Raw genomic sequence first — 26475 nt, 5'->3', positions numbered from 1 at the left:
AGGAGCGAGCAGAGCTCGCGATGGAAGCAGCGTCAATATCAAGCCTTGTTACGGCCCATCAGACCACGCACGGTTTCCTGCAGGTCTGCCGGCAGCACCACGACCTTGGCATTGTTGCTGCTGGCCAGGTTTTCCATGGCGCCGACATAGCGCTCACCCAGCAGGTACATGGCCGGCACCGTCTCGTTGCCCACGGCCTCTTTCACCAGCGAGATCGCCCGCGCCGATGCCTGGGCCAGGTTGATCTGCGCCTCGGCATCGAGCTTGGCCGACTGCAGGCGAGCCTCGGCTTCGAGAATGGCGGCCTGCTTGGCGCCCTCGGCGCGGGTCACGTCGGCCTTGCGCTCACGCTCGGCGGCGGCTTGGCGCTCCATGGCCAGCTGCATGTTCTGCGACGGCTTGATGTCCTGGATTTCCACCGAGCGCACGGTCACGCCCCAGTCTTCGGTCTGCTCGGACATGGCCTCGCGCAGGCGCGCCTTGATCTGCTCGCGGCTGGACAAGGCTTCGTCCAGGTCCATGGCGCCAACGATGGCGCGCAGCGAGGTCATGGTCAGGCTGGTGACCGCAAACGAGAAGTTCTGCACACCGTAGGAGGCTTTCTGCGGGTCGACCACCTTGGCGAAGCACAGCGCGTTGGCGACGATCACGGCGTTGTCGCGGGTGATGATTTCCTGCTCCTGCACATCGAGGATGATGTCCTTGGTGGGCAGGCGGTAGGCAACCACGTCCATGTACGGGATGACGATGTTCAGGCCCGGCTTGAGGGTGCTCTGGTAGCGGCCCAGGCGCTCGACGATCCATTCCTCGCCCTGGGGCACGATGCGCACGCCCTTGAACACGGTGATCAAAACGAACAGGGCGATGGCGCCGACGACGATGAGGCTGGTCATGATGCTAACTTCCTTTTTAGAGGGGCCGATTCAGGCCCGGACGACCCGGGCGATGTTGCCTTCGATGGCGACGAGCCGCACACGCTCGCCGGCGGGGATGTCGCTGTCGGCGATACAGGTCCATTCCTCGTTGCCGAGCAATGGCTTCTGGAAGCGTACACGGCCTTTCTGGAACTGCGAGACGCTGCCGGTCAGCAAGCCGACTTCACCGATCACGCTGTCGGCCGTCCAGCGCACGTCCGGTTGCTTGCGCTTGAACAGCTTGAACCAGAGCAGGGTGGTGGCCGAGGAAAACAGCACCCACAGCAATACCTGCATGTCCAGCTGCAGGCTGGGGGCGGCGAGGGCGATGAGCGACACCAGCACGGCGCCGATGCCGAACCAGATGATGAAGAACGTGGGCAGGACCAATTCGAGCAGGATCAAGCCGATGCCAAACACCAGCCAGATCCACCATTGCATTTCCATATGACTGACGCCTTGCGCGGGTGGGGCCTCAAGTTTAAGGCAGCCAGCCGGTACAAGGCCACTTCACGGATTGTGGGAAAAGTCTGAGAGCGCGGTAAGCAGTTGCGTGGCCTGCGTGAATACCCGGTCTACGCTCGGCAGTATTGGGCGTTTCAGTACCAGTACCGGCACCCCGCGCTCGCGCGCCACTTGCAGCTTTGGCTCGGTCGCCACGCTGCCGCTGTTCTTGCTTACCAGCACGTCGATGTTGCGCCGCTCGAACAGCGCCCGCTCGTCTTCGAGGTGAAATGGCCCGCGTGCGCCAATCACTTCGCAGCGCTCATTGGCGGGGCACGCCTGCAGCGCCCGCAAGGTCCAGAACTGCTCCGGGGGAATCTGGGCCAAATGTTGCAGCGGCTCGCGGCCAAGGGTGAACAAGGGGCGGCGGAACGGCTTTAGCGCCTCGATCAGCCCGGCCCAGTCCTCCACCTCACGCCAGTCGTCACCTGCTTGCGCCTGCCAGGCTGGGCGGCGCAGGGCCCAGCAGGGAATGCCGACGGCTTGTGCGGCAGTGGCGGCGTTGCGGCTGATCTGCGCCGCATAGGGGTGGGTGGCGTCGATCAAGAGGCTGATACCGGCCTCACGCAGGTAGGCGGCCAAGCCCTCGGCACCGCCATAACCGCCAACCCGCACCTGGCACGCCAGGTCTTGCGGTACGCGGCCGATGCCGGCCAGGCTGTAGACATGGTGTGGGCCAAGCTGGCGGGCGATGGCCAAGGCTTCGGTGACGCCCCCGAGCAGCAGGATACGCCCGCTCATTGCACACCTGCCTTGCCGACGATACCGCCCTGGCGGTCGATGGCGAACACTTCCACCTGCACCTGGGCGGGCACCACGCTGCGGGCGAAGGCCAGGGCGTGGGCACACACCGCATCGCCCAGGGCAATGCCGGCGGCGTGCGCCAGGGCCAGGGCCTGCTGGCTGGTGTTGGCGGCGATGATCGCTGCTTGCAGCTGGCCATCGGCACCGATGTCGGCGGCCCAGCCGGCCAGTTGCGGCAGGTCGATGCTTGAATGGCGGCTGTGCAGGTCCATGTGCCCGGCAGCCAGCTTGCTGATCTTGCCGAAGCCGCCGCACAGGCTCAGGCGTGGTACGGGCACCTTGCGCAGGTGCTTGAGCACGGCGCCAACGAAGTCGCCCATTTCGATCAGGGCGATTTCCGGCAGGCCATAAACCCGGCGCATGGTGTCTTCGCTGGCGTTGCCGGTGCAGGCGGCGATATGCCGGTAGCCATTGGTGTGGGCAACGTCGATGCCCTGGTGGATCGAGGCGATGTACGCCGCGCAGGAAAACGGCCGAACGATGCCGCTGGTGCCAAGAATCGACAGCCCGCCGAGAATGCCCAGGCGCGGGTTCATGGTCTTGAGGGCCAGCGCCTGGCCGCCCTGCACGTTGACCGTGACTTCGAAGCCACCTGGGTAGCGGCAGTCCGCCGCCAGGTGCGCCAGGTGCTCGCTGATCATCCGCCGGGGCACCGGGTTGATTGCCGGCTCGCCCACCCCCAGCACCAGCCCCGGGCGGGTCACGGTGCCTACGCCATCGCCCGCGACGAAGCGGATGCCGGGTTCGGCCAGCAGGCGCACCTGGCTGTAGAGCAGGGCGCCGTGGGTGACATCCGGGTCGTCGCCGGCGTCCTTGAGGGTACCGGCTTCGGCACGCTCGCCCACCAGGCGGCAGAACTCCAGGCGCATCTGCACCACTTTGCCCTTGGGCAAGGTGATGTCCACTGCATCGTCGCGCTGGCCGGTGAGCAGCAGCTTGGCTGCCGCCAGGCTGGTGGCGGTGGCGCAGCTGCCGGTGGTCAGGCCGCTGCGCAGGGGGGCGGGCTGCTCGCGGGTTTCTTCACGCATCGAGGGGCTTCACCAGGTCGAGCAGGGTGATCGGCAGCGCCTGGCGCCAGGTGTCGAAGGCACCCAAAGGCTGGGCCTGGGCGACATGGATGCGGGTCAGCTCACCGCCATGGCGTTCGCGAAAATGCGCCAGGGCCAGTTCGCTTTGCAGGGTGACGGCGTTGGCCACCAGGCGCCCGCCGGGGCGCAGGCGTTCCCAGCACAGCGCCAGTACGCCGTCGCGGGTGACGCCGCCGCCGATGAAGATTGCATCCGGCCGCTCCAGCTCGGCCAGGGCCTCGGGCGCCTTGCCGCGCACCAGTTGCAGGCCCGGCACGCCAAGGGCATCGCGGTTGTGTTCGATGAAGCCCTGGCGGCCTGCGTCGGCCTCGATGGCCAGGGTGCGGCAGGCCGGGTGGGCGCGCATCCACTCGATGCCGATCGAGCCGCAGCCGGCGCCGACGTCCCACAACAGCTCGCCGGGCTGTGGTGCCAGGCGGGCCAGGGTGATGGCGCGCACGTCGCGTTTGGTCAGCTGGCCGTCATGGCGAAAGGCGCTGTCTGGCAACCCGGGCACCCGCGACAGGCGCGCGGCGTCAGGGTTAGCCAGGCATTCGATGGCGACCAGGTTGAGCGCGGCGATCTGCGTGTGCGGCCAATCATCGGCGGTGCCGGCCAGGTGCTGTTCTGCTGCGCCGCCGAGGTGTTCCAGCACGTGCAGGCGGCTGGGCCCGAAACCCCGCTCGCGCAGCAGGGCGGCGATGGCCGCGGGGCTGTCGCCGTCGTTGCTCAACACCAGCAGGCGCTGGCCACTGAACAGGTGGGCGTTGAGCACCGCCAGGGGCCGGGCCACCACCGACAGCACTTGCACGTCCTGCAGCGGCCAGCCCAGGCGGGCGGCGGCCAGGGTGCAGGAGGAGGGCATCGGCAGCACCTGCAGTTCCTCGGCCGGCAGTTGCCGCGCCAGGCTTGCGCCTACGCCGTAGAACATCGGGTCGCCACTGGCCAGCACGCACACCGGCTCGCCGCGCAGGGCCAGCACCGGGGCGAGGGAGAACGGGGTGGGCCAGTCTTGCCGCTCGCCGCTGATGCAGCGCGGCAACAAGGCCAGCTGGCGCGGGCTGCCGATGATCCGCGAGGCGCCCATGAGCGCGCGCCGGGCCTGCTTGCCCAGGCCGCTGAAGCCGTCTTCGCCGATGCCTACTACTGTCAGCCAGGGGGTCATGTGTTTCGTTCCGCTCGTTTGGGGCCGCTTCGCGCCCCATCGCGGGCAAGCCCGCTCCTACAGGCACAGGGGGTTGTGGGAGCGGGCTTGCCCGCGAAAAAGGCGGCGCGGTACTGAAATTGTGCTCGATCGCAGCTGAAGCTCGACCACCGGCTTTTCATGCCGCCGGACAAAGCAGGCATAATACCGCGCCTTCTACACTCAAGCGCATCTTCAGCGATTGCCGGACACCCCCTTGACCCCAGCCACCCCCCCCAACGTAACGCCTCGCCCCTCGGCCTGCCCGGGGTTGTGGCGTATCGTCGGTGCCCGCGACGGCGGCATTTGCCGCATCAAGCTGGCCGGCGGCCTGCTGCTGGCCGAACAAGCCGAGGCGGTGGCCGCGGCGGCTGAGCGCTATGCAGGCGGGGTGATCGAGGCCACCAACCGCGCCAACCTGCAGATCCGCGGCATTGGCAGTGACCACGCCGGGCTGGTCGACGCCTTGCTTGCCGCCGACCTCGGCCCACGCGACGCCGCCAGCGACGATGTGCGCAACCTGATGCTCAGCCCCTTGGCCGGGCACGACCGGCACATGCTGCTGGACGTGCGCCCCTTGGCCGGGCAGATCCTTGACCTGTTGCAAGGCACGCCGCGCCTGCATGAGCTGTCGGCCAAGTTCGCCTTGCAGCTCGACGGCGGCGAAGGTGTCGCCATGCTTGAACACCCCCACGACCTGTGGCTTTCGCCCCTGCGCCTGGAGCAGCGCGACTGGTTGGCGTTCGGCCTGGCCAGTTGCCCGGCCGACGGCCAGGCCCTGGGCGCCGTGCCGCTGGAGCAGGGCCTGGCGCTGGTGCGCGCGGTGCTTCACCGGTTCCTCGACCTGGCCAGCGCCGAGCAGTCGCGCATGCGCCAGTTGCTGCAGCACGGTACGGCCGAGGCGTTCATCGATGGCCTTGGCCTGGACGTGCGCCGCGATGCCGCCGTGCGCCAGTGGCGGCGGCAGGCCGCCGACCTGCCGTGGCTTGGGGTGGTGCCACAGCGGCACGGCGTGGCGTTGGGCGTGGCCCCGCCGCTCGGCAGGTTGACGCCCGCCATGTTGCGAGGAGTGGCACACGTGGCCCGCCAGTGGGGTGATGGCAGCGTGCGCCTGAGCCCCTGGCAAAGCTTGATGCTCACCAACATCGCCCCGGCTGCGGTTGAGCCCGCGCGTGCCGAACTGGCGGCGCTGGGCCTGTTGTGCGGGCCCGATGAGCCCCTGGCCCGGCTGGTTGCCTGCACCGGCAGCCAAGGCTGCGCCAAGGGCCTGGCCGACACCAAGGCCGACGCCGTCACCCTGGCGGGCCTGCTGCCGGGCGGTGCCGTTGCCAGCGTGCACCTGGCCGGCTGCCCCCGTTCCTGCGCCGTGGCCCATGTTGCCCCGGCCACCCTGATGGCCCGCTCGCCGGGCCGTTATGACCTGTATTTGCGCGACGCGCGCCTGCCGGGCCTTGGCGCCCTGCGCGCCGCCGACCTCACCTTGAATGAAGCAGGCGCCATGCTCGCCCTGCCGACGGAGCACCTTGATGATTGATTACATCCGCGATGGTCAGGAGATCTATCGCAATTCCTTCCGGATCATCCGTGAGGAAGCCCGGCTCGAGCGGATTCCCGCAGACCTGGAAAAACTCGCCGTGCGCGTGATCCATGCCTGCGGCATGGTCGAGGCGATCGACGGCCTGCAGTTCTCCGAAGGCGCAGGCTCAGCCGGCCGCGAGGCACTGGCCAAGGGCGCACCGATTCTGTGCGACGCGCACATGGTCGCCGAAGGTATCACCCGGGCACGCCTGCCCGCAAACAACCCCGTGATCTGCACCCTGCGCGACCCCAGCGTGCCGGGCCTGGCCAAGGATGCCGGCAATACCCGCTCTGCCGTGGCCCTGGAGCTGTGGCGGCCGCACCTGGAAGGCAGCGTGGTGGTGATCGGCAATGCCCCCACCGCGTTGTTCTACTTGCTGGAAATGCTCGACGCCGGTGCGCCGAAGCCTGCGCTGATCCTGGGCTTCCCGGTCGGCTTCGTCGGCGCCGCCGAGTCCAAGGCAATGCTCGCGGCCGACAGCCGTGGCGTGCCGTTCGTGATCATGCAAGGCCGCCTGGGCGGCAGCGCGATGGCCGCTGCCGCGGTCAACGCCCTGGCCACGGAGGTGGAATGATGGCGCCGCGCGGACGTCTGCTGGGCCTGGGTGTTGGCCCCGGCGACCCTGAACTGATTACCCTCAAGGCCCTGCGCCTGCTGCGCGAAGCACCAGTGGTGGCGTACTTCGTGGCCAAGGGCAAGCGCGGCAATGCCTTCGGCATCATCGAAGCGCACCTGCACCCTGAGCAGACCCTGCTGCCGCTGGTGTACCCGGTAACTACCGAAGTGCTCCCCGCGCCGTTGTCCTACGAGCAGGTCATCAGCGACTTCTACGACGAAGCCGCGCTGCAGGTTGCCGAGCACCTGGACGCCGGGCGCGACGTGGCGGTGATCTGCGAAGGTGACCCGTTCTTCTACGGCTCCTACATGTACCTGCACGACCGCCTTGCCCAGCAGCATGAAGCCGAAGTGATTCCCGGCGTCTGCTCGATGCTGGGTGGCGCCTCGGTGCTGGGCGCGCCGCTGGTGTACCGCAACCAGAGCCTGTCGGTGCTGTCGGGCGTATTGCCAGCCGAAGAGCTCAAGCGCCGCCTGGCCGACGCTGACGCGGCGGTGATCATGAAGCTTGGCCGCAACTTCCCCAAGGTGCGCCAGGTACTGGCCGAGCTGGGCCTGGAGAGCCGTGCGCTGTACGTCGAGCGGGCAACCATGGCCAACCAGAAGATCGTGCCGTTGGACCAGGTGGATCCGCAGTCCTCGCCGTACTTCTCGCTGATTATCGTACCGGGGGAAAAATGGCAGGGCTGAATGGGCAACAGGCAGCGGCCATCGTCATTCTCGGGGCGGGTAGCCTGGCGACGGCGCGGCGTATCCAGCAGCGTTATCCACAGGCGACTATCCACGGCCTGCGTGGCCGCGTGGAGGGCGCCGACAGCCAGTACGACAGTTTCGCCGATACCCTGCGCGCACTGTACCGCCAGGGCACGCCGATCATCGCCCTGTGCGCGGCGGGCATCGTTATCCGTTGCCTGGCCAGCGTGCTGGACGAGAAGGGCGCCGAGCCGCCGGTGCTGGCCGTGGCTGAAGATGGCAGTGCGGTGGTGCCGCTGTTGGGCGGCCTGAGTGGGGTCAACGGCATGGCCCGCGAGCTTGGCGAGGCGCTGGGCGTGGCGGCGGCGATCACCACCAGTGGCGAGCTGCGCTTTGGCACCTGCCTGCTCAACCCGCCCGAGGGCTATGCCCTGGCGGACCTGGAGCAGGGCAAGCGCTTCGTCTCCGACCTGCTGGCCGGTGAACCTGTGCGTATCGAAGGTGATGCGCCATGGCTTGCGCAAGCACAACTGCCCGCCAGCGACGGTGCCCAGCGCACCATCCATGTGGGGTGTGAGGCGCGTGCGGCCAGCCGCAGCGAGCTGCTGATCCACCCGCGTGCCGTGGTAGTTGCCCTGGCCGCTGGCGCGCCGTGCCTGGCCGAGCAGGTGCGCGGCGCCTTGCGCGGTGCCGGTATTGCCGAGCCTTCGCTGGCGTGCCTGCTGGTCGCAGAGCAGGCGATGGCCGAGCCCTCCCTGCAGGAAGCTGCTGTGGAACTGGGCGTGGCGCTGCGTTTTGCAGCCATGCCCGGCACCCTCGCCGACATGGCCGCCCAGGCCTTGCCCGGTGCCCGCCTGAGCGAGCAACAGGGCCTGGTGGTCGCGGTGGCGCCCGCCCCGCTCGACGTCGCTGGCGTGGGCCGCAAGCGTGGCCGGCTGGCGGTGATCGGCCTTGGCCCTGGGGCTGCCGAGCTGATGGTGCCGGCGGTAAAGGCCGAGCTTTCCCGTGCCCAGGACATCCTCGGCTACGAAACCTACGTGCGCATGGCCGGGCCGTTTCGCCACGACCAGGTGCAGCACTGCACCGACAACCGCGAAGAAATGCAGCGTGCGCGGCACGCCTTCGAACTGGCCGCCCAAGGGCGTTCGGTGGTGGTGGTGTCGTCGGGTGACCCGGGTGTGTTCGCCATGGCTGCGGCAGTGCTCGAAGCCTTGCACGCCTCCACCGATCCGGCCTGGCATCGGGTTGACCTTGAGATCTTGCCGGGTGTCTCGGCATCGCTGGCCACCGCCGCGCAAGCAGGCGCACCGCTGGGGCACGACTTCTGCGTGATGTCGCTGTCGGACAACCTCAAGCCCTGGTCGATCATCGAGAAACGCCTGGACCTGGCCGCCGAAGCCGACCTGGTGCTGGCGTTCTACAACCCGATTTCCAAGTCCAGGCCACACCAGTTGGGCTTGGCCTTGGACGTCGTGCGCCGCCACCGCAAGGGTGACACGCCGGTGGTACTGGGCCGGGACATCGGCAGGCCGGGGCAGACGCTCAAGGTCGTTACCCTGGCCGAGCTGCAGCCGGGCATGGTCGACATGCGCACCATGGTATTGGTCGGTTCTTCCACCACCTGCACTTTCGAGCGCCTGGCCGGTGGCTGCTGGGCCTACACCCCGCGCTGGTACCCCGCGCCACGCTGAGCGGAAGGCCTTCCTGCCAGACGGGGCAGGGTCATGGGAATAGGGTGAGTGCGCCTCGACCATCAAGGCGGGGCGCACACCTGAGGAACTATTCCATGACAACTGTAACTCCAGGCTCTGGCAACCAATCGGCTGCAGTGATCGAGCAATCGCTGCTGGCGTTCGGGCTGGGCATCGACCCGGCAATTCGCAACGACATCAAGAATGCCTACCAGTACGCCTCCCTGGTGGCATCCCGGCGTTTCCCCAATGAAGGGCAGACTGAACAGTGGTTCGCCCAGTTCATCGATGTCATGCGCGATTGCGGCTGGGTAGCGCTCAAGCGCACGTATGAGCGTGAGCGCGCGCAAACCCAATCGCTGAAACTGGGCGCTATCGCCTTCAAGGGCATGAAGGTGGTGGGCCAGGCCGTGCTGAGCAACCCCCTGACCGATGCACTGGCGCAACTGGCCGCCGATGCCCTGGAAGGCCTTGGCCAGGTCACCGAGGCCCAGGACATACTCCTGCGCAACCTCAAGGAGAAGAAAACCGGCACGGTGGGCCTGGGTGCCTGCATCCAGAACGAAGCCGGTGAAGTGATCCTGGCCATGAGCGCAATCGACAGCACCCCCTTTGCCGACCACGAGCTGAACACCGTGGTGTTCGAATGGAAAAGCACCGCGATTGAGCTTTACACGGGCAGCGCCGTGTTCGCCTTCAATAGCGACCTGTACGGTTCGGTGCGGGCGGATATCCGCAACAAACTGCAAGACCGTGCCGTGCGTAACGTTCTGGATTACGACATCTGATAGCGCAGGAGGATGCCTTGGCATCCTCTTTTTCCATGTGTCGTGGCCAGGAGACCGGATGATGGATGAAGGTAAATATGCACTGTGGCTGGTAGGCGGTGCCGCACTGCTGATCGACAGCGCCCTGACGTTGCAGCAGCGCCAGGATGTGCTCGACAGCGTGCTTTATGCACAGCTGAGCGCGAACAAGAAAGAACCCGAGCCAAGCCGCGATCATGAACGCTGGTTCGGGGCGCATATCAGCAGCATGGAGTCCCTGGGCTGGATTCGCCTGCACAGGGAGCACCAGCGCGAAACCCTTGATAGCCAGCCACCTGCGCCGATGGCGCCCATGCAGCGCTGGTTGTTGGCTCAGGACGCAACGCTGGCCGGCGAGCTGAAGGCGCTGGCGGCTGCCTTGGAGGGTGCCGCCGCACGCCGGCACCTGGCGAAGTTCGTGCAACTGCCGCAGGGCGTCGCCAATGAGCTGGGGGTGGTATCTGGCACCGCCGGGCTCACCTTGTGCAGTGCCTGTGTGGCTCCGGCGTCGGCGACCCAGTCGGGCCAATTGCAGCTGCGCGCCTGGGTGGGCCGGGTGAATGAGGAACAGTTCGCCCTGCAGCGCGCAAACCTGCGTGCACTGATCGACAGCAAAGCGGTGGAACACTACATCACCTACGCGGGCAAGCTGCAGCCGGGAGGTACCGATGGACAAGCATGAAGCCGCGGTAGTGGGTGGCAGCCTGGTGTCGTTCCTGCCAGGGGTGACGGCGCAGCAGCGCCAGTCGGTGCAATTGGCAATGCTGATGGCTGAGCGGGTAACCCGCAGCGATCACGAGCAAGGGCTGGTCCAGGACTGGTACAGCTACTACCGGCGCCGGTTGCAGTACCTGGGCTGGGATGCGCAGATACCGGAGCAGGTGCACTGGCCAAGCCCTGAGCGCAGGCTGATTGCCGACAAAGCCTTGCAGGCGGTGAATCACGTGGCCGGGGAACGCCATTCCAGCAGCCTTTCTCTGGCCCTGTCGGCACTGCTGAACAGCGATGCACCCTTGCTGCACCTGGAGCAACGCAGCCGTGAGCTGGGGCACTTCCAGTTACTGCCCTGCGCCCCCTCCAAGGCCGGCTATGTGGACCTGGTGGTGTATCACGAGGCAGGCGATCGCACGCTGTTCAGCAATGGCTTCCTCAGCCGGGTGCTGGATAGAACGCGCGTTCGCGCCGAGCTGGTGCGTTTCAATGTGCGGCTGTTCCAGCAGGAGTTCGAAGCCAGGACGCGCAAGAACGTCGAGCACGTCATGCAGCGGGAAATCCTCAAGCTTGAGCTCTAGGGCAGCAGGTAGCCCCTGATACCGGTGAAGATGATCTGCGCCGCCAGGGCGCAGACGAACAGCCCCATCAGGCGGCTGACGATCTGCAGGCCCTGGTCACCCAGGAGCTTTTCGATGCCGTGGGACAGGTACAGCACCAGGCCCACGGTGAAGCTGGCCAGGGCGATGCTGACGATGGCCAGCAGCTTGTCGTCCCAGTGCGGCTGGCTCACCCCCATCACCAGCAGTGCGCCGATGGTGCCGGGGCCGACGGTAAGGGGGATGGTCAGCGGCACGATGGTCACGTCCTGCTGCACATTGTCGGCCTGTACCGCCGGCTTGCCCTGGGCCATGCCCAGGGCCGAGATGAACAGCACGCTGCCGGCGCCGATGCGAAAGGCGTCGGCGGTGATGCCGAAGATGCCGAAAATCGCCCGTCCGAACAGGTACAACAGCACGCTGGCCACCAGCGCGGCGAAGGCCACCTTCCAGGCCAGCTGCTTGCGCTCCCTGCTGGAGTGGCCGCGGGTCAGGCTGATGAAGCACGACAGCACGAAGAACGGGCTGTAGAGCACGAGCATCTTCAGGTAGACACTGAACAACTCATGGAGCATGGGGGCGGTCCGGTCAGTGAGGGTGCGGGGAGTGTATCAGCAGCTTGGGGGGCTGGCCTGTGCGGGCCTCTTCGCGGGGCAAGCCCGCTCCTACAGGTAATTGCGGCGCGGCATGCAATACCCTGTAGGAGCGGGCATGCCCCGCGAACACCGGCGAAGCCGGTGCCATGCGCCGCGGCTCAGGTGGTATGTGCGGTATCGGCCTTGGCTTCACGCTGGTTGGCCCAATACTGCACCAGCTCGCGCAATTGCGACAGCTCCACCGGCTTGGCCATGTGCCCGTCCATGCCCGCCAGGCGCGCGCGTTCCTTGTGCTCGGCCAGAATATGCGCGGTCAACGCCACCACCGGGGTGCGCTGGCGCTGGTTGTCGGTTTCCCAGGCGCGCAGCTGCTGGGTGGCCGAAAACCCATCCAGCACCGGCATCTCGCAGTCCATCAGCACCAGGTCGTAACGCTGGGCCTTCATCGCCAGCAAGGCTTCTTCCCCATTGCTAGCGGTGTCCGGCTCCAGGTTCAGCTTGCCCAGCATGCCGCGAATCACCTTGGTGGAGATGCTGTTGTCCTCGGCCACCAGCACGCGGAAGTCGGTGGGCAACTCCAGCGAACCCTGGGGGCCTGGCAGGGGCGCTGGCACCGCTTGTTCGCGGCCGCGCTGGGCCAGCTCCTCGGCCAAGGTGGTCTTGAGCGTGTAGCCGGCCACGGGCTTGGCGAGGATGCGCTTGACCCCGGCATTGCGGGCGATGACCTTGCTGGGTGCGTTGCTGATCCCGGTGAGCATCACCACCAGGATGTCGTGGTTCAGGCTTGGGTCTTCCTTGATCTTGGCGGCCAATTGCATGCCCGTCATGCCCGGCATGTTCTGGTCGAGCAGCACCGCGTCGAAATAGTCGCGCAGGTGCGCCTTGGTGCGCAGCAGGGCCAGTGCTTCCTTGCCCGACGGCACCGCACTGACGTTCATGCCCCAGGCGCTGCACTGTTGCACCAGTACCTTGCGGCAGGTGTCGTTGTCGTCCACCACCAGCACCCGGGCATCGCGCAGCGGCCCGTCGAGGTCGGCCGGTGGTTGCTCCAGGCGCGAAGGGTCCAGCGGCAGGGTCAGCCACAGGGTGTTGCCCATGCTGGTGCTGCTCTTGATGCCGAATTCACCGTGCATCAGGCCGATCAACTGCTTGGCGATGATCAGCCCGAGGTGGCCGCCGAGCTTGTTGCTGGAGAGGAAGTGGTGGCTGTGCAGTTCGGCCTGCAGCAGGGCATCGCGCTCGGCGGCAGGCAGCGGTTCGCCGCTGTCCTGCACGGCGATGCGCAGGCGCGGCACTTCGCCACGTTGGTCCAGGGCCACCACCAGCAGGATTTCGCCCTGGTCGGTGTTCTTCAGGGCGTTTTCCAGCAGGCTCGACAGGGCCTGGCGCAGGCGCGTGGGGTCGCCGCTGATCACCCGGGGCACCTGCGGCTGGGTGAAGCTGATCAGCTCGATGTTCTGCTGCTCGGCCTTGGCCCGGAAGATGTTCAGGCAGTCCTCGATCAGGGCGTTGAGGTCGAACTGCACGTCGTCCAGCTCGATTTGCCGCGATTCCAGCTTGGAGATGTCGAGGATCTCGTTGATCAGCGTCAGCAGCTCGTTGCCGGCGCTGTGGATGGTCTGCACGTAGTCACGCTGCTTGACCGACAGCGGTGTGCCCAGCAACAGCTCGGTCATGCCCAGTACGCCGTTCATTGGGGTGCGGATTTCGTGGCTGATCTTGGCCAGGAACTCGGCCTTGGCGTTGATCTCGGCGTCGCTGGCAGCCAGGGCGCGGCTGGCGCTGAAGCGCTCCTCGCTCATGCGCCGCTGGCGTTCGCTGACGGCGAGGTTGAGCAGCAGGCCGCTGGCCACCGTCATGCCCAGCAGAATGCACAGCAGCCAGGGCGTGGGGGTGCGGGTCAGCCCGAGCAAGGCCGGCAGCAGCACCAGGCCGCCCAGGTTGAACACCAGCATGGCAAGGCTGAACAGCCGCGCCGGGGCAAAGCCCTTGTACCCGTGGTAACTGCTGACCAGCAGCATGCTGACGCTGCCCACGGCCAGCAGGGCATAGGTCATCAGGTTCAGCGGCAGGGTGTCGACGAACAGCAGGACCAGCCCGCTGACCGCCGCCACCAGCATTTCGCCCTGCAACAGGCGGTTGAGCCTTGGGGCGTTGCAATCGGCGAAGAACAATTGGGTGAAATACAGCCCCGCCAACCCTGCCATGACCAGGGTCAGGTAGGCCGCCGGGGTTTGCGCGCTGTGCCACAGGTGCCACCAGGGCCCGCTGAGGTTGAGCAGGATCAGGCCGCTGAGCAGCATCAGGGCGTGGTACAGCGCAAGGAACAGGGTGGTGCTGGAACGGGTGTAGATGAAGCGGATCAGGTTATGCAGGATCAGCATCACCAGGCCGCCGAACAGCATGCCGAACAGCAGTGGCTGGCCGTGGTCGGAGGCCGCTACCGCGGCAGGCTCCAGGCTGATGGCCGGGCGCAGCTGGTGTTCCGAAACCAGGCGCAGGTAGATGTCCAGCGGTTGCTGGCTGTTGGGCAAGGGCAGGATGTGGTCGCTGCCACGCAGCGTGGGGCTGGCATTGCTGACCTGGCGCCCATGGTGCAACTGGCGCAGCAGGCGGTCGCCATCGAGGGCGTAGAGGTCCAGGCGCGACAGGTCCGGGGCGAAGATACGCAGCAGTTGTTCCTGCTCGCCCGGTTCCAGGCGGTAATGCAGCCACAGGGCCTGTTCGGCCGGTGCGGCGTCCAGCTCACCGAGGGTGGTGGGGCTGAACTGGCTGCGATAGCGGTCCGAGCGCACGTCGCTCAACTGCAGGTTGGCCTGTTCATCGAGCAGCGCAGACCATCCCCCGCCCTGTTCGGCCGCAACCGGTAACAGGCAGAGCAATGTCAGCAAGCTGACGATCAGAGCTGTGGCAATCCGAAGCCGACGCACTACGAGATCCCTTCCTAGCCGATGTGCCGGGTACTAACTATGCGCGGCGCGCCAAGTCGAAGGCAAGGCCCCCATGGGGCCCTGTCGACGAGCCGGATGCCGCAGGCGCAAGGCGCTGCGGCTACCCGGTACCGCTTATTGCTGGTGCTCACCGCGCTCGCGGGCGATGGCCCGGTAGCCGATGTCGGTACGGTAGAAGCTGGCGTTCCAGCTCACTTCCTTGGCCAGGCGGTAGGCCTGCTGCTGGGCGTCGGCAACGCTGGCGCCCATGGCGGTGGCGCAGAGCACGCGGCCGCCGTTGGTGACGACCTGGCCGTCCTTGAGCGAGGTGCCGGCGTGGAACACCTTGCCTTCGATCTTGGCAGCGGCGTCCAGGCCGTTGATTACCTCACCCTTGGCGTAGTCGCCTGGGTAGCCACCGGCAGCCAGCACCACACCCAGGCTCGGGCGCGGGTCCCATTGGGCCTCGACCTTGTCCAGGGCCTTGGCGAAGGCGGCTTCCACCAGCAGCACCAGGCTCGATTCCAGGCGCAGCATCACAGGTTGGGTTTCAGGGTCGCCGAAGCGGCAGTTGAACTCGATGACCTTGGGGTTGCCCGCCTTGTCGATCATCAGGCCGGCATACAGGAAACCGGTGTAGACGTTGCCTTCCTCGGCCATGCCGCGCACGGTTGGCCAGATCACCTGGTCCATCACGCGCTGGTGCACGTCTGCGGTAACGACCGGCGCTGGAGAGTAGGCACCCATGCCGCCAGTGTTCGGGCCAGTGTCCTGGTCGCCGACGCGCTTGTGGTCCTGGCTGGTGGCCATGGGCAGCACGTTGTGGCCGTCGACCATGACGATGAAGCTGGCTTCCTCGCCGTCGAGGAATTCCTCGATGACCAGGCGCGAACCGGCCTCGCCGAAGGCGTTGCCGGCCAGCATGTCACGCACGGCGGCTTCGGCTTCTTCCAGGGTCATGGCGACGATCACGCCCTTGCCGGCGGCCAGGCCGTCGGCCTTGATCACGATCGGCGCGCCTTTTTCCTTCAGGTAGGCCAGGGCCGGCTCGATCTCGGTGAAGTTCTGGTAGTCGGCGGTCGGGATCTTGTGGCGCGCCAGGAAGTCCTTGGTGAAGGCCTTGGAGCCTTCCAGCTGGGCCGCGCCCTTGGTTGGGCCAAAGCAGTCCAGGCCACGGCTGCGGAACAGGTCGACGACACCGATGACCAGCGGCGCTTCCGGGCCGACGATGGTCAGGTCGACGTTCTGCTCGGCGAAGTCGGCCAGTTGCTCCAGGGCGCACACGTCGATGGCGACGTTTTCGCACTTGGCTTCGGTGGCAGTACCGGCGTTGCCCGGGGCAACGAAGACTTTCTCGACCCGTGGGTCCTGGGCGACTTTCCAGGCCAGGGCGTGCTCACGGCCACCGCTGCCGATGATCAAAACTTTCATGTCAAAACCTCGATTCAGGTGATCCCAGAGGCTGTCGCAGAACCTTGTAGGAGCGGGCTTGTCCCGCGAATGCGGCGGTGATTGCACCATCGTATTCGCGGGGCAAGCCCGCTCCTACAGGATCGCGGCTCGCCTCGGGATCCGCGTAATTAGTGGCGGAAGTGGCGCATACCGGTGAACACCATGGCGATGCCGGCTTCGTCGGCAGCCGCGATGACTTCGGCATCACGCATCGAGCCACCCGGCTGGATCACGGCGCTGATACCCACTTTAGCCGCATTGTCGATACCGTCGCGGAACGGGAAGAACGCGTCCGAGGCCATCACCGCACCCTGCACCTGCAGGCCGGCATGCTCAGCCTTGATGGCGGCGATGCGCGCGGAGTTGACGCGGCTCATCTGGCCGGCGCCGACGCCGATGGTCTGGCGCTGCTTGGCGTAGACGATGGCGTTGGACTTGACGAACTTGGCCACTTTCCAGGCGAACACCAGGTCGTGGATCTCTTGCTCGGTTGGGGCGCGCTTGGTGACGATCTTCAGGTCATCGGCGGTGATCATGCCGATATCGCGGCTCTGCACCAGCAGGCCACCGTTGACGCGCTTGAAGTCCCAACCGGCGGCGCGCTCGGCAGGCCACTCGCCACATTCCAGCAGGCGCACGTTCTGCTTGGCCGCCACCACGTCGCGGGCTGCCTGGGAGATTTTCGGTGCGATGATCACTTCGACGAACTGGCGCTCGACGATCGCCTGGGCGGTGGCACCGTCCAGCTCGCGGTTGAAGGCGATGATGCCGCCGAACGCCGACTCGGTGTCGGTGGCGTAGGCCAGGTCGTAGGCCTTGCGGATACCGCCTTCTTCTTCCGGAACCACGGCCACGCCGCACGGGTTGGCGTGCTTGACGATCACGCAGGCCGGCTTGACGAAGCTCTTCACGCATTCCAGCGCGGCGTCGGTGTCGGCCACGTTGTTGAACGACAGCTCCTTGCCCTGCAGCTGCACGGCGGTGGAAATGCTCGCTTCGCCTTTTTTCGCTTCAACGTAGAACGCCGCGCTCTGGTGCGGGTTCTCGCCGTAGCGCATTTCCTGGGCCTTGACGAACTGGCTGTTGAAGGTGCGCGGGAATTCGCTGCGCGCTTCTGTGCTCAGGGTGTCCTTGGCCTGGTCGATGGTGCCCATGTAGTTGGCGATCATGCCGTCGTAGGCGGCAGTGTGCTCGAACGCCTTGAGCATCAGGTCGAAGCGCTGGGCGTAGGTCAGGCCACCGGCCTTCAGGCCTTCGAGGACGCTGGCGTAGTCGCTGGCGTTGACCACGATGGCCACGTCCTTGTGGTTCTTGGCCGCCGAGCGGACCATGGTCGGGCCGCCGATGTCGATGTTCTCGATGGCGGTCGGCAGGTCGCAGCCCGGCTTGGAAATGGTGGCTTCGAACGGGTACAGGTTGACTGCAACCAGGTCGATCGGCTTGATGCCGTGCTCGTTCATGATGGCGTCGTCGGTGCCGCGACGGCCAAGGATGCCGCCGTGGATTTTCGGGTGCAGGGTCTTGACCCGGCCATCCATCATTTCGGCAAAGCCAGTGTAATCGGCCACTTCCACCGCGTTCACACCGTTGTCCTTGAGCAGCTTGTAGGTGCCGCCGGTGGACAGGATCTCGACACCGAGCTGTTGCAGCTCACGGGCGAATTCGAGGATACCGGTCTTGTCGGAGACGCTGATCAGGGCGCGGCGGACTGGCAGGCGGGTAGTCTGGTCGGTCATTTCGGGTTCCAATAACGCGGTGGAGTCAGCAAAAAAGGCGTCTCTTCGCAGAGGCCGCCTTTTCTGATTGGGATTCTGGCTTACAACAGGTCGTACTGCTTGAGCTTCTTGCGCAGGGTGCCACGGTTGAGCCCGAGCATCTCGCTGGCCTTGGTCTGGTTGCCCTTCACGTAGTTCATCACGCATTCGAGCAGGGGCGCCTCGACTTCGGAGAGCACCAGGTTGTACACGTCGGTGACGGTAGCGCCTTCCAGGTGTGCGAAGTAGTTGTGCAGCGCCTTCTCGACGCTGTCGCGAAGGGTCTGGCCCTCTTCGCTTGGCGTGTTGAGGTGCTGTTTGAGGTTGGCGTTGTCGCTCACGGGCGTTGTTCCACTCACTAATGTCTCTGTCATCATCGTCATGCGGCCACCCCCTGTCCGTCCTCTGTCTCAAGGCTCTGTCGACGTTCGCTGAAATACGCACGAACGTTGGCGCACTGCGCTTGTGTGTCTTCCAAAGCGTTGAACCGGGAGCGGAACTCCTTGCCGCCGGGTCGTGTTGCCAGGTACCAGCCCACGTGCTTGCGGGCGATTCGCACGCCCATCACATCGCCATAGAAGGCATGCAGCGCGGCCAGGTGCTCCAGCAGGATGCGTTCCACTTCGTCCAACTGCGGGGCCGGCAAATGCTGGCCAGTCCCCAAAAAATGTTCGATCTCGCGAAAGATCCATGGCCGCCCCTGGGCAGCCCGGCCAATCAGCAGGCCGTCGACCCCGGTGGCATCCAGGACCGCCCGGGCCTTCTCTGGCGAGGTGATGTCGCCATTGGCGAACACCGGAATCGACACCGCCTGCTTGATGGCAGCGATGGTGTCGTACTCGGCGTCACCTGTGTACAGGTCGGCGCGTGTCCGGCCATGTACCGCCAGCGCCTGAATGCCGGCCTGTTCGGCGATTTTCGCCACGTTCAGGCCATTCTTGTTCGCCCGGTCCCAGCCGGTGCGGATCTTCAGGGTCACCGGCACGTCCACCGCGCCGACCACGGCATGGAGGATTTCGGCGACCAAGGCTTCATCTCTCAATAAAGCAGAGCCAGCCGCCTTGTTGCAGACTTTTTTTGCCGGGCAGCCCATGTTGATGTCGATGATCTGGGCACCCGCCTCGACGTTGGCCCGGGCCGCGGCTGCCATCATCTGCGCATCACCCCCGGCGATCTGTACCGAGCGTGGCTCGGGATCGCCTTCATGGATGCGGCGCAGGCTGGACTTGCGGCTGTTCCACAGGCTCATGTCGCTGCTGACCATTTCCGACACCACCATGCCGGCGCCCAGGCGCTTGCAGAGCGTTCGGAAAGGCTGGTCCGTGACTCCGGCCATGGGCGCCAGGATCAGGTTGTTGCGTAGTGTGTATGGGCCGATGCGTACCGCCGACATAGGTGTTCCCTGTTGTGGGGCCGAATCATTGGAGTTCGAAAAAGGGTTGGCATGATACCCGCTCTCGGTGACCGGATAAAGAAGGATTTGGATAAATTCTGAACAGTTGCGGCCTTATGCCCAAGGGTTCGCGACGGCTGGTTGGCGCCGAAAACTCGGCGCCATTGCACAGGGGTCACTCCGGGGAGCGGAAGCTGAGGCTGTAGTTCACGGCCTTGGGGCCCGGGTCGAGGATGTCCAGGGCGATATGGATCGGCGTCTGGCTGGGCATTTCGCCGCGCCCGGCCAGCTCACCCGACAGGTATTCGCTGGGCTTGAAGCGGCGGCTGGCGATCAGCTGGCCATTGAGGTCGGCAAAGCGCAGCTCCAGCAGCGGGAACGGCTGGGCGAACGGTGCGCGGTTGTAGATGATCGCATCGACGATCAGCGCACCCTTGAAGTCCGGGTGGCTGCGCACCACCAGGTTGCTGCTCTTGATCCGGCCGATATCGACACGGGTCGGTACTTCGCAGCCGAGCATCGGGCACAGTTGCAGGAAGATTGGCCGGTACTGGTCCTGGCGGGCCATCTCGTCGAAGTGGAACCACACGTACTGGAAGGCCAGCAGGCCAGCGGCGAGCAGGCTCAGCAAGCCCCACAGCAGGCGCTTGCCCCAGTTCGGCCGGGGCTTCTCCCAGCCCAGTTGCAACGGGTCGTCCACGACGTCGACCAGCGGCTCCTTGCGCGAAGGGCGCTCGGGCCGGGTCGAGAGGCCTGGCTCCAGGCGCTCGCCAGGCATCGGCTCGTCCGGGTCGTCGTCACGCGCCGACAGGTGCAGGCCGGTGTCGTCGTCATCTCGGGCGCTGAGGCCTTTTTCGTGGATGATGTCCTCATCGATGGCGCCGAATCGCGCCACGGGTTCGGGCTCTGGCTCGGCCGCCTGTTGCACGGGTGGCTCGTCGTCGAGGTCGAGGCTGGCACCGAGCGTGGGCTCGGTACGGTCACCGGGCTCGGCGCCCAGTGGCTGTTCGTCGAGCAGCACCGGGGCCGGTTCATCGGCCGGGTGTGGTGCATGGGCTTCATCGGTGGCGGTGCCGAACGGTTCGTGGTCGTGCTCGTCGGCCACCGGCTCGTCACGCCGGGCCTGCAGGGCATCGGTGCCGGCATTCGGGCGCTGTTCGGCAGGTTGGCCGCGGCGTTCCAGGCGGGCCAGTTCCTGGTCCAGGTCCAGCTCGTCCCAGGCCTGGGGGGTGGTCCAGTCAGCATTTGGCACTGGCGCAGGTTCGCGCACCACAGGTTCCGGCGCTGCCACGGGTTCTACCACCGGCGCGGGTGCGGGTGTCGGTACGGGCGGTGCTGGCACCGCGCCGGCGTTGGCGCGGTTCTGTTCCAGCAACTGCTTGGCCGCATTGAACACCTGCAGGCAGTGGCCGCAGCGCACAACCCCGCGTGCCACGCTCAACTGGTGATGGGTGACGCGAAAGCTGGTCTGGCAATGCGGGCACTGGGTGACGAAACTGTCGGTCATGCGGCGATCCGGGAGCTGTGCAGAGAACTATTCTAGGCCCGCTTAGCGGCGCCGACCACTGATGCGCACCCAGCCGTCGCGCACGACGATCGGGTCCAGCGCGAAGTCGGCAGCATAGGCGGCGGCCACTTCTTCACCCTGTTCGGCAAGGATGCCCGACAGGGCCAGCAGGCCACCCGGGCGAACCAGGCCGGACAGCTGTGGCGCCAGGGCGACCAAGGGGCCGGCGAGGATGTTGGCGACCAGCACATCGGCCTGCATCGCCGGCATGTGCTCGGGCAGGTACAGGGCCAGCTTTTCGTCGGCGATGCCGTTGCGCTGGGCGTTGTCGCGGGAGGCTTCGATGGCCTGCACGTCGATGTCGGTCCCGACCGCTTCACGGGCGCCCAGCAGCAGCGCTGCGATGGCGAGGATGCCCGAGCCGCAACCGAAGTCCAGCACCTGGGTGCCTTGCAGTTGCTGGCCATCGAGCCATTCCAGGCACAGCGCGGTGGTTGGGTGGGTGCCGGTGCCGAAGGCCAGGCCTGGGTCGAGCAGCAGGTTGACCGCGTCCTTTTCCGGGGCGTCGTGCCAGCTGGGTACGATCCACAGGCGCTGGCCAAAGCGCATTGGCTGGAAACCGTCCATCCAGCTGCGTTCCCAGTCCTGGTCCTCGATCACTTCGGCCTGGTGCTCGGGCAGTTCGGCGCCGGTCAGCAGTTGCAGGTGGGCGAATACCGCCTCGGGCACGGCATCGGCTTCGAACAGGGCCAGCAGGTGGGTGTGCGACCACAGCGGGGTGGTGTTGAGGTCGGGTTCGAAGATCGGCTGGTCTTCAGCATCCATGAACGTGACCGATACGGCGCCGACTTCGAGCAGGGCGTCTTCGTAGGTTTCGGCTTGTTCCGGGCTGATGGCCAGGCGTACTTGCAGCCAAGGCATGGCGGGCACCTTTGGTAAATCTGACAGAGGGCAGCCCGAGGCTGCGCGAAGGCTGGGAGTTTACGCGAGTGCGAGGGGTTTGTAGAGGTGTGGCGGCGGGCCGCGCCGCCTGCATCGCGAGCTGCGCTCGCTCCTACCAGGAATGGTGCAGGGCTGAATGAAAAACCCCGGCACAGGGCCGGGGTTTTGGTGCATCACGCTAACGCGATCACTCCTGGTTGGCCAGTTTGTGCTCGAGGTAGTGGATGTTCACGCCGCCTTTGCAGAAGCCTTCATCACGCACCAGGTCGCGGTGCAGCGGGATGTTGGTCTTGATGCCGTCGACGACGATCTCGTCCAGGGCATTGCGCATGCGCGCCATGGCTTCGTCGCGGTCCTTGCCGTAGGTGATCAGCTTGCCGATCAGCGAGTCGTAGTTCGGCGGAACCGAGTAGCCGCTGTACAGGTGCGAATCGACGCGCACGCCGTTGCCGCCCGGGGCGTGGAAGTGCTTGACCTTGCCTGGGCTCGGAATGAACTTCTTCGGGTCTTCGGCGTTGATCCGGCACTCCAGCGAGTGGCCACGAATGACCACGTCTTCCTGGCGGAACGACAGCTTGTTGCCAGCGGCGATGCTCAGCATCTCCTTGACGATGTCGATACCGGTGACCATCTCCGACACCGGGTGCTCAACCTGCACGCGGGTGTTCATCTCGATGAAGTAGAAACGGCCGTTCTCGTACAGGAACTCGAAGGTGCCGGCACCGCGGTAGCCGATTTCGACGCAGGCGTCGACGCAACGCTTGAAGACTTCCTGGCGGGCCTTCTCGTCGATGCCCGGAGCCGGTGCTTCTTCCAGCACTTTCTGGTGACGGCGCTGCAGCGAGCAGTCGCGGTCGCCCAGGTGGATGGCGTTGCCCTGGCCGTCGGACAGTACCTGAACTTCCACGTGACGTGGGTTGGTCAGGAACTTCTCCAGGTAGACCATCGGGTTGCCGAAGGCAGCACCCGCTTCGGTACGGGTGAGCTTGGCCGAGGCGATCAGGTCCTCTTCCTTGTGCACCACGCGCATGCCGCGACCACCACCGCCACCGGCGGCCTTGATGATCACCGGGTAGCCGACGTCACGGGCGATCGCCAGGGCGACCTCTTCGTCTTCCGGCAGCGGGCCATCGGAGCCCGGCACGGTCGGTACGCCCGACTTGATCATGGCGTCCTTGGCCGAAACCTTGTCGCCCATCAGGCGAATGGTGTCGGCTTTCGGGCCGATGAAGGCGAAACCGGACTTTTCCACCTGCTCGGCGAAATCGGCGTTTTCCGCGAGGAAGCCGTAACCCGGGTGGATCGCGGTGGCGCCGGTGACTTCGGCGGCAGCGATGATCGCCGGGATGTGCAGGTAGGAATCCTTGGACGATGCAGGGCCGATGCAGACCGACTCGTCTGCCAGGCCCAGGTGCATCAGTTCACGGTCGGCGGTGGAGTGCACGGCGACGGTCTTGATACCCAGCTCTTTGCAGGCACGCAGGATCCGCAGGGCAATTTCCCCGCGGTTGGCGATCAGGACTTTTTCGAGCTTCCCAGACATCGTTGGCTCTCCGCGATTCAAACGATGGTGAACAGCGGCTGGTCGAACTCAACCGGCTGACCGTCTTCCACCAGGATGGCGTCGATGACGCCGCCGACATCGGCTTCGATGTGGTTCATCATCTTCATGGCTTCGACGATGCACAGGGTGTCGCCTTTCTTCACCGACTGGCCCACTTCAGCGAAGTTCGGCGAGGTCGGCGAAGGCTTGCGGTAGAAGGTACCGACCATCGGCGAGCGAATCACGGTGCCTTTGAGCGCTGGGGCGGCAGCGGCGGCTTCAGCGGCAGGGGCTGCGGCGGCGGCCGGGGCAGCTACAGGTGCGGCAGCCATTGGCGCGGGTGCGTAGAACTGCTGGGCAGCCGGGGTTTTGCTGTGACGGCTGATGCGGACCGACTCTTCGCCTTCCTTGATCTCCAGTTCGTCGATGCCAGACTCTTCCAGCAGCTCGATCAGTTTCTTGACTTTACGGATATCCATTAATCATCAACTCCCAAAGGTTCGGTCAGGGGGCGAAATTTAAAAACGTATCTGAACGTTTCTCTGTAACCCCGGCCCACTGAGGCCAGGGTTTTCGTTATCAGGGCTGTGCGTTGGCAGCCAGTTGTTCCAGCGCGGACTCCAGGGCCAGGCGGTAACCGCTGGCGCCCAGGCCGCAGATCACGCCTACGGCAACATCGGAAAAGTAGGAGTGGTGGCGGAACGGTTCGCGTTTGTGCACGTTGGACAAGTGCACTTCGATGAATGGGATGCTCACCGCGAGCAATGCGTCACGTAATGCGACGCTTGTGTGGGTGAAAGCAGCCGGATTGATCAGGATGAAGTCCACACCCTCGTTGCGTGCAGCGTGAATACGCTCGATCAGCTCGTACTCGGCATTGCTCTGCAGGTACTGCAGATGGTGGCCGGCTTCGCGGGCACGCTGCTCCAGGTCCTGGTTGATCTGGGCCAGGGTCTTGGCGCCGTAGTGGCCAGGTTCCCGGGTGCCGAGCAGGTTCAGGTTGGGGCCGTGGAGCACCAGTAGGGTTGCCATCTGCGATTCCTTGGATTTGTAGGGCAATTCGACACAGCGCGGCGAGTGTGCCGCAAAGCGACGGCAAGTGTCCAGTTCCCGGCAATAGCCGGCACGATGTCCGAGGTTCGCGCGAAGTATGTGACCAAATAATTAAATTTGGTCACTCATTTGGAGAAAATTCCCGGCACGCGGGAAGTTATAGACCGAGTTTGCCGCGAACGCGTGTCAGAATTTGCGCGAATTCGCCGGCGTTTATTTCGCCAATCACCCGATCGGTGGTCATTTCGCTGCCGTTCGCTGCAAAGAACAGCAGCGCAGGCGGGCCGAACAGACGGTAGCGGTCGAGCAGGGCGCGTTGCTCGGCGCTGCTTTCGGTGATGTCCAAGCGCAGTAGCGTGAAGGCGGCCAGTTGTGGCTGCACCTGGGGCGCATTGAGCACTTCATGTTCGATCACCTTGCAGCTGATGCACCAGTCGGCATACCAGTCCAGCAGCACCGGCTGGCCGGCGGCCTTGGCTTCGGCCAGGGCCGCATCCAGCGCGGCGGGGGTGGTCAGGGTGCGCCAGGCACCTTGCTTGGCGGTAGCCGCGGCAGGGACGGCGTTCAGCGCGGGGGGTAACGGCCGCAGTGGGTCGCCCTGGCCGCTGAGGGCGCCGTACCAGCAGGCCAGCGCGTACACCAGCAAGGCCAGGCCCAGCAGCTGTGCCAGGCGCTGGCGCGGGGCTTTGACCACGAATTCCAAGGCGCCGAGGAACAGCGCCACGCCAGCGGCGAGCAAGCCCACCAGCAGCAAGGTCGCAGGCCCCGGCAGCACGCGGCTGAGCAGGCCGATGGCCAAGCCCAGCAGCAGCACGCCGATGGCATTTTTCACGGTATTGAGCCAAGGCCCGCTCTTGGGCAGCCAGGCGGCCCCACCGGTGGCGATCAGCAGCAGTGGGGCGCCCATGCCCAGGCCCAGGGCGAACAGCTTGAGCGCGCCACCCAGGGCATCGCCGCTGGCGCTGATGTACAGCAAGGCTCCGGCCAGCGGCGCCGAGACGCAGGGCGATACCAGCAGGCTGGAGAGCACGCCGAGCACCGCTGCGCCGAGCAGCGAGCCACCCTTGGTGTGGTTGGCCACGGTGTTCAGGCGGTTGCTCAGGGCCTGTGGCAGCTTGAGCTCGAACAGGCCGAACATGGCCAGGGCGAACACCACGAAGAACAGCGCGAAGGGCACCAGCACCCAGGCCGATTGCAGGCGTGCCTGCAGGTTCAGGCCGGCGCCGAACAGGCCCATCAATGCCCCCAGCACGGCAAAGCTGGCGGCCATTGGCAGCACGTAGGCCAGCGACAGGGCCAGGCCCCGCAGGCCGCCCACCTGGCCGCGCATCACCACGCCGGAAAGAATCGGCAGCATGGGCAGCACGCAGGGGGTGAAGGTCAGGCCAACCCCGGCGAGGAAGAACAGCAACAGCGACTTCCAATTCCAACCCGGTTCGCCACTGGCGGGCGGCTGCGCGGCGCCTTCGCCATCGATGTTCAGCCGTTCGGTTTGCGGTGGGTAGCACAGGCCCTTGTCGGCGCAGCCCTGGTAGCCCACCTGCAGGGTGAAGGCGCGGGCATCGGTGCGGGGGATCTCGATGTCGAGCACGCCGTGGTACACCTCGACGTCACCGAAGAATTCGTCGTGCTTGGCTTCGCCCTTGGGAATGTTCGGCGGCCCGAGGGTGATGTCGGCGGGCTCGGTTTGGAAGTGCAAACGATGGCGGTACAGGTAGTAGCCGTCGGTGGCGACGAAGCGCAGCTTGATGGTCTGGGCGTCGGCTTGAATCAGGTTGAGCTTGAAGGCTTCGTGCACCGGCAGGAAGTCGGCGTTGTTGGCCAACGAAGCGGCGCCGAGGGTGGCGCTGGGGCGGTTGTCGAGCAGGCCCGAGGCGAAGGCAGGGCTGGCCAGCAGCAGGAACAGCAGGAAAAACAGGCGGCGCATGGCGGACTCGCGAGGTGGAACGTGCCGGCATGATAACGGAGTTGGCGGTGGTTGAAAGGGGGGGCGACACAGGGATCGCAGGTGACGGTGGCCCCGGTAGGCGCGAGCGCAGCTCGCGATGGGCTGCAAAGCAGCCCCGGATTATCGGCTGCGAAGCTGAAACCCTGGGGCCGCTGCGCGCCCCATCGCGAGCTGCGCTCGCTCCTACCAGG

General features: G+C 65.8%; 24 protein-coding genes. 7 read left to right on the top strand and 17 right to left on the bottom strand.

The features are described from left to right. Positions 1 to 38 precede the first annotated feature (38 nt). From F3J44_RS02895 to cbiE, 5 genes are all read right to left on the bottom strand, one after another. Positions 39 to 893 (bottom strand): SPFH domain-containing protein, encoded by an 855-nt coding sequence (locus tag F3J44_RS02895; RefSeq protein WP_167270573.1) that lies wholly within the window; start codon positions 891 to 893, stop codon positions 39 to 41. 30 nt (positions 894 to 923) lie between these two features. After that, the gene (locus F3J44_RS02890; RefSeq protein ID WP_167069357.1) at positions 924 to 1361 is read right to left on the bottom strand and encodes an NfeD family protein; all 438 of its coding nucleotides are present in this window, start codon (positions 1359 to 1361) and stop codon (positions 924 to 926) included. A gap of 63 nt (positions 1362 to 1424) precedes the next feature. Further along, positions 1425 to 2159 carry a cobalt-precorrin-6A reductase gene (locus F3J44_RS02885; RefSeq protein WP_167270571.1) on the bottom strand — a complete coding sequence of 245 codons (735 nt, stop codon included), beginning with the start codon at positions 2157 to 2159 and terminating at the stop codon, positions 1425 to 1427. Next, a complete protein-coding gene (locus tag F3J44_RS02880) occupies positions 2156 to 3250 on the bottom strand; it encodes a cobalt-precorrin-5B (C(1))-methyltransferase (protein WP_167270570.1) in 1095 nt (364 codons plus the stop codon). Before F3J44_RS02880 ends, F3J44_RS02885 begins: the two co-directional genes overlap by 4 nt. Further along, entirely contained in the window at positions 3243 to 4454 is a 1212-nt protein-coding gene (gene cbiE / locus F3J44_RS02875) for a precorrin-6y C5,15-methyltransferase (decarboxylating) subunit CbiE (RefSeq protein ID WP_167270568.1), read from the bottom strand. Before cbiE ends, F3J44_RS02880 begins: the two co-directional genes overlap by 8 nt. A 235-nt stretch (positions 4455 to 4689) precedes the next feature. Here cbiE and cobG point away from each other — a divergent pair, with 235 nt between their 5' ends. The 7 genes from cobG to F3J44_RS02840 all read left to right on the top strand — a co-directional run bounded on the left by cobG (position 4690) and on the right by F3J44_RS02840 (position 11148). Continuing rightward, entirely contained in the window at positions 4690 to 6006 is a 1317-nt protein-coding gene (gene cobG, locus F3J44_RS02870; RefSeq protein ID WP_205299648.1) for a precorrin-3B synthase, read from the top strand. Next, positions 5999 to 6625: a precorrin-8X methylmutase gene (locus F3J44_RS02865; protein ID WP_167069367.1), complete on the top strand. Its 627-nt coding sequence runs from the start codon at positions 5999 to 6001 to the stop codon at positions 6623 to 6625. Before cobG ends, F3J44_RS02865 begins: the two co-directional genes overlap by 8 nt. Continuing rightward, positions 6622 to 7356 carry a precorrin-2 C(20)-methyltransferase gene (locus F3J44_RS02860; protein ID WP_205299647.1) on the top strand — a complete coding sequence of 245 codons (735 nt, stop codon included), beginning with the start codon at positions 6622 to 6624 and terminating at the stop codon, positions 7354 to 7356. Before F3J44_RS02865 ends, F3J44_RS02860 begins: the two co-directional genes overlap by 4 nt. Continuing rightward, on the top strand, positions 7344 to 9050 hold the full coding sequence (cobJ, locus tag F3J44_RS02855) for a precorrin-3B C(17)-methyltransferase (RefSeq protein WP_167270564.1): 1707 nt from the start codon (positions 7344 to 7346) through the stop codon (positions 9048 to 9050). Before F3J44_RS02860 ends, cobJ begins: the two co-directional genes overlap by 13 nt. A gap of 95 nt (positions 9051 to 9145) precedes the next feature. Next, entirely contained in the window at positions 9146 to 9838 is a 693-nt protein-coding gene (locus tag F3J44_RS02850; RefSeq protein WP_167270562.1) for a hypothetical protein, read from the top strand. 61 nt (positions 9839 to 9899) lie between these two features. Next, positions 9900 to 10538 (top strand): hypothetical protein, encoded by a 639-nt coding sequence (locus F3J44_RS02845; RefSeq protein WP_167270560.1) that lies wholly within the window; start codon positions 9900 to 9902, stop codon positions 10536 to 10538. Next, positions 10525 to 11148, top strand: a complete 624-nt coding sequence (locus tag F3J44_RS02840; protein ID WP_167270558.1) for a hypothetical protein — start codon at positions 10525 to 10527, stop codon at positions 11146 to 11148. Before F3J44_RS02845 ends, F3J44_RS02840 begins: the two co-directional genes overlap by 14 nt. Here the strand turns inward: F3J44_RS02840 and F3J44_RS02835 are convergent. The 12 genes from F3J44_RS02835 to F3J44_RS02780 form a co-directional block, all read right to left on the bottom strand. Further along, positions 11145 to 11741, bottom strand: a complete 597-nt coding sequence (locus F3J44_RS02835) for a MarC family protein (protein ID WP_167069377.1) — start codon at positions 11739 to 11741, stop codon at positions 11145 to 11147. The genes F3J44_RS02840 and F3J44_RS02835 overlap by 4 nt on opposite strands. A 179-nt stretch (positions 11742 to 11920) precedes the next feature. Beyond that, complete coding sequence (locus F3J44_RS02830) at positions 11921 to 14692, bottom strand: hybrid sensor histidine kinase/response regulator (protein WP_167270556.1); 2772 nt, start codon at positions 14690 to 14692, stop codon at positions 11921 to 11923. Positions 14693 to 14827: 135 nt separating this feature from the next. Then, positions 14828 to 16123: a phosphoribosylamine--glycine ligase gene (purD, locus tag F3J44_RS02825; RefSeq protein ID WP_167270553.1), complete on the bottom strand. Its 1296-nt coding sequence runs from the start codon at positions 16121 to 16123 to the stop codon at positions 14828 to 14830. A gap of 149 nt (positions 16124 to 16272) precedes the next feature. Continuing rightward, entirely contained in the window at positions 16273 to 17880 is a 1608-nt protein-coding gene (gene purH, locus F3J44_RS02820) for a bifunctional phosphoribosylaminoimidazolecarboxamide formyltransferase/IMP cyclohydrolase (protein ID WP_167069383.1), read from the bottom strand. 80 nt (positions 17881 to 17960) lie between these two features. Further along, complete coding sequence (gene fis, locus F3J44_RS02815; protein ID WP_011535876.1) at positions 17961 to 18281, bottom strand: DNA-binding transcriptional regulator Fis; 321 nt, start codon at positions 18279 to 18281, stop codon at positions 17961 to 17963. Beyond that, complete coding sequence (dusB, locus tag F3J44_RS02810; RefSeq protein WP_167069385.1) at positions 18278 to 19291, bottom strand: tRNA dihydrouridine synthase DusB; 1014 nt, start codon at positions 19289 to 19291, stop codon at positions 18278 to 18280. Before dusB ends, fis begins: the two co-directional genes overlap by 4 nt. A 175-nt stretch (positions 19292 to 19466) precedes the next feature. Next, positions 19467 to 20798: a DUF3426 domain-containing protein gene (locus F3J44_RS02805; protein ID WP_167270551.1), complete on the bottom strand. Its 1332-nt coding sequence runs from the start codon at positions 20796 to 20798 to the stop codon at positions 19467 to 19469. Between the two features lie 42 nt (positions 20799 to 20840). Continuing rightward, on the bottom strand, positions 20841 to 21719 hold the full coding sequence (gene prmA, locus F3J44_RS02800) for a 50S ribosomal protein L11 methyltransferase (protein WP_167069389.1): 879 nt from the start codon (positions 21717 to 21719) through the stop codon (positions 20841 to 20843). 208 nt (positions 21720 to 21927) lie between these two features. Next, entirely contained in the window at positions 21928 to 23283 is a 1356-nt protein-coding gene (gene accC / locus F3J44_RS02795) for an acetyl-CoA carboxylase biotin carboxylase subunit (protein WP_079229861.1), read from the bottom strand. 17 nt (positions 23284 to 23300) lie between these two features. After that, the gene (gene accB, locus F3J44_RS02790) at positions 23301 to 23762 is read right to left on the bottom strand and encodes an acetyl-CoA carboxylase biotin carboxyl carrier protein (RefSeq protein ID WP_167270549.1); all 462 of its coding nucleotides are present in this window, start codon (positions 23760 to 23762) and stop codon (positions 23301 to 23303) included. A 100-nt stretch (positions 23763 to 23862) separates the two neighbouring features. Beyond that, positions 23863 to 24315, bottom strand: a complete 453-nt coding sequence (gene aroQ, locus F3J44_RS02785; protein ID WP_167069393.1) for a type II 3-dehydroquinate dehydratase — start codon at positions 24313 to 24315, stop codon at positions 23863 to 23865. A 178-nt stretch (positions 24316 to 24493) separates the two neighbouring features. Further along, positions 24494 to 26263, bottom strand: coding sequence for a protein-disulfide reductase DsbD (locus F3J44_RS02780; protein ID WP_167270546.1), 1770 nt, complete (start codon positions 26261 to 26263; stop codon positions 24494 to 24496). Between the last annotated feature and the right edge of the window lie 212 nt (positions 26264 to 26475).

Origin of the sequence: Pantoea sp. Tr-811 (genome assembly GCF_011752535.1) — a bacterium.
GTDB lineage: Bacteria > Pseudomonadota > Gammaproteobacteria > Pseudomonadales > Pseudomonadaceae > Aquipseudomonas.
The sequence above is the reverse complement of the archived record's forward strand: the minus strand, read 5'-3'. Positions and strand labels throughout refer to the sequence as shown.

Bases quoted from the DNA above. Each gene is read 5' to 3' on its own strand.
- F3J44_RS02890 (WP_167069357.1), bottom strand. From the start codon at position 1,361: ATGGAAATGCAATGGTGGATCTGGCTGGTGTTTGGCATCGGCTTGATC.
- F3J44_RS02850 (WP_167270562.1), top strand. From the start codon at position 9,146: ATGACAACTGTAACTCCAGGCTCTGGCAACCAATCGGCTGCAGTGATC.
- cbiE (WP_167270568.1), bottom strand. From the start codon at position 4,454: ATGACCCCCTGGCTGACAGTAGTAGGCATCGGCGAAGACGGCTTCAGC.
- aroQ (WP_167069393.1), bottom strand. From the start codon at position 24,315: ATGGCAACCCTACTGGTGCTCCACGGCCCCAACCTGAACCTGCTCGGC.
- purH (WP_167069383.1), bottom strand. From the start codon at position 17,880: ATGACCGACCAGACTACCCGCCTGCCAGTCCGCCGCGCCCTGATCAGC.
- F3J44_RS02840 (WP_167270558.1), top strand. From the start codon at position 10,525: ATGGACAAGCATGAAGCCGCGGTAGTGGGTGGCAGCCTGGTGTCGTTC.
- dusB (WP_167069385.1), bottom strand. From the start codon at position 19,291: ATGTCGGCGGTACGCATCGGCCCATACACACTACGCAACAACCTGATC.
- purD (WP_167270553.1), bottom strand. From the start codon at position 16,123: ATGAAAGTTTTGATCATCGGCAGCGGTGGCCGTGAGCACGCCCTGGCC.
- accC (WP_079229861.1), bottom strand. From the start codon at position 23,283: ATGTCTGGGAAGCTCGAAAAAGTCCTGATCGCCAACCGCGGGGAAATT.
- accB (WP_167270549.1), bottom strand. From the start codon at position 23,762: ATGGATATCCGTAAAGTCAAGAAACTGATCGAGCTGCTGGAAGAGTCT.
- F3J44_RS02860 (WP_205299647.1), top strand. From the start codon at position 6,622: ATGATGGCGCCGCGCGGACGTCTGCTGGGCCTGGGTGTTGGCCCCGGC.
- F3J44_RS02835 (WP_167069377.1), bottom strand. From the start codon at position 11,741: ATGCTCCATGAGTTGTTCAGTGTCTACCTGAAGATGCTCGTGCTCTAC.
- cobJ (WP_167270564.1), top strand. From the start codon at position 7,344: ATGGCAGGGCTGAATGGGCAACAGGCAGCGGCCATCGTCATTCTCGGG.
- prmA (WP_167069389.1), bottom strand. From the start codon at position 21,719: ATGCCTTGGCTGCAAGTACGCCTGGCCATCAGCCCGGAACAAGCCGAA.
- F3J44_RS02865 (WP_167069367.1), top strand. From the start codon at position 5,999: ATGATTGATTACATCCGCGATGGTCAGGAGATCTATCGCAATTCCTTC.
- F3J44_RS02880 (WP_167270570.1), bottom strand. From the start codon at position 3,250: ATGCGTGAAGAAACCCGCGAGCAGCCCGCCCCCCTGCGCAGCGGCCTG.
- F3J44_RS02845 (WP_167270560.1), top strand. From the start codon at position 9,900: ATGGATGAAGGTAAATATGCACTGTGGCTGGTAGGCGGTGCCGCACTG.
- F3J44_RS02885 (WP_167270571.1), bottom strand. From the start codon at position 2,159: ATGAGCGGGCGTATCCTGCTGCTCGGGGGCGTCACCGAAGCCTTGGCC.
- fis (WP_011535876.1), bottom strand. From the start codon at position 18,281: ATGACGATGATGACAGAGACATTAGTGAGTGGAACAACGCCCGTGAGC.
- F3J44_RS02805 (WP_167270551.1), bottom strand. From the start codon at position 20,798: ATGACCGACAGTTTCGTCACCCAGTGCCCGCATTGCCAGACCAGCTTT.
- F3J44_RS02780 (WP_167270546.1), bottom strand. From the start codon at position 26,263: ATGCGCCGCCTGTTTTTCCTGCTGTTCCTGCTGCTGGCCAGCCCTGCC.
- F3J44_RS02895 (WP_167270573.1), bottom strand. From the start codon at position 893: ATGACCAGCCTCATCGTCGTCGGCGCCATCGCCCTGTTCGTTTTGATC.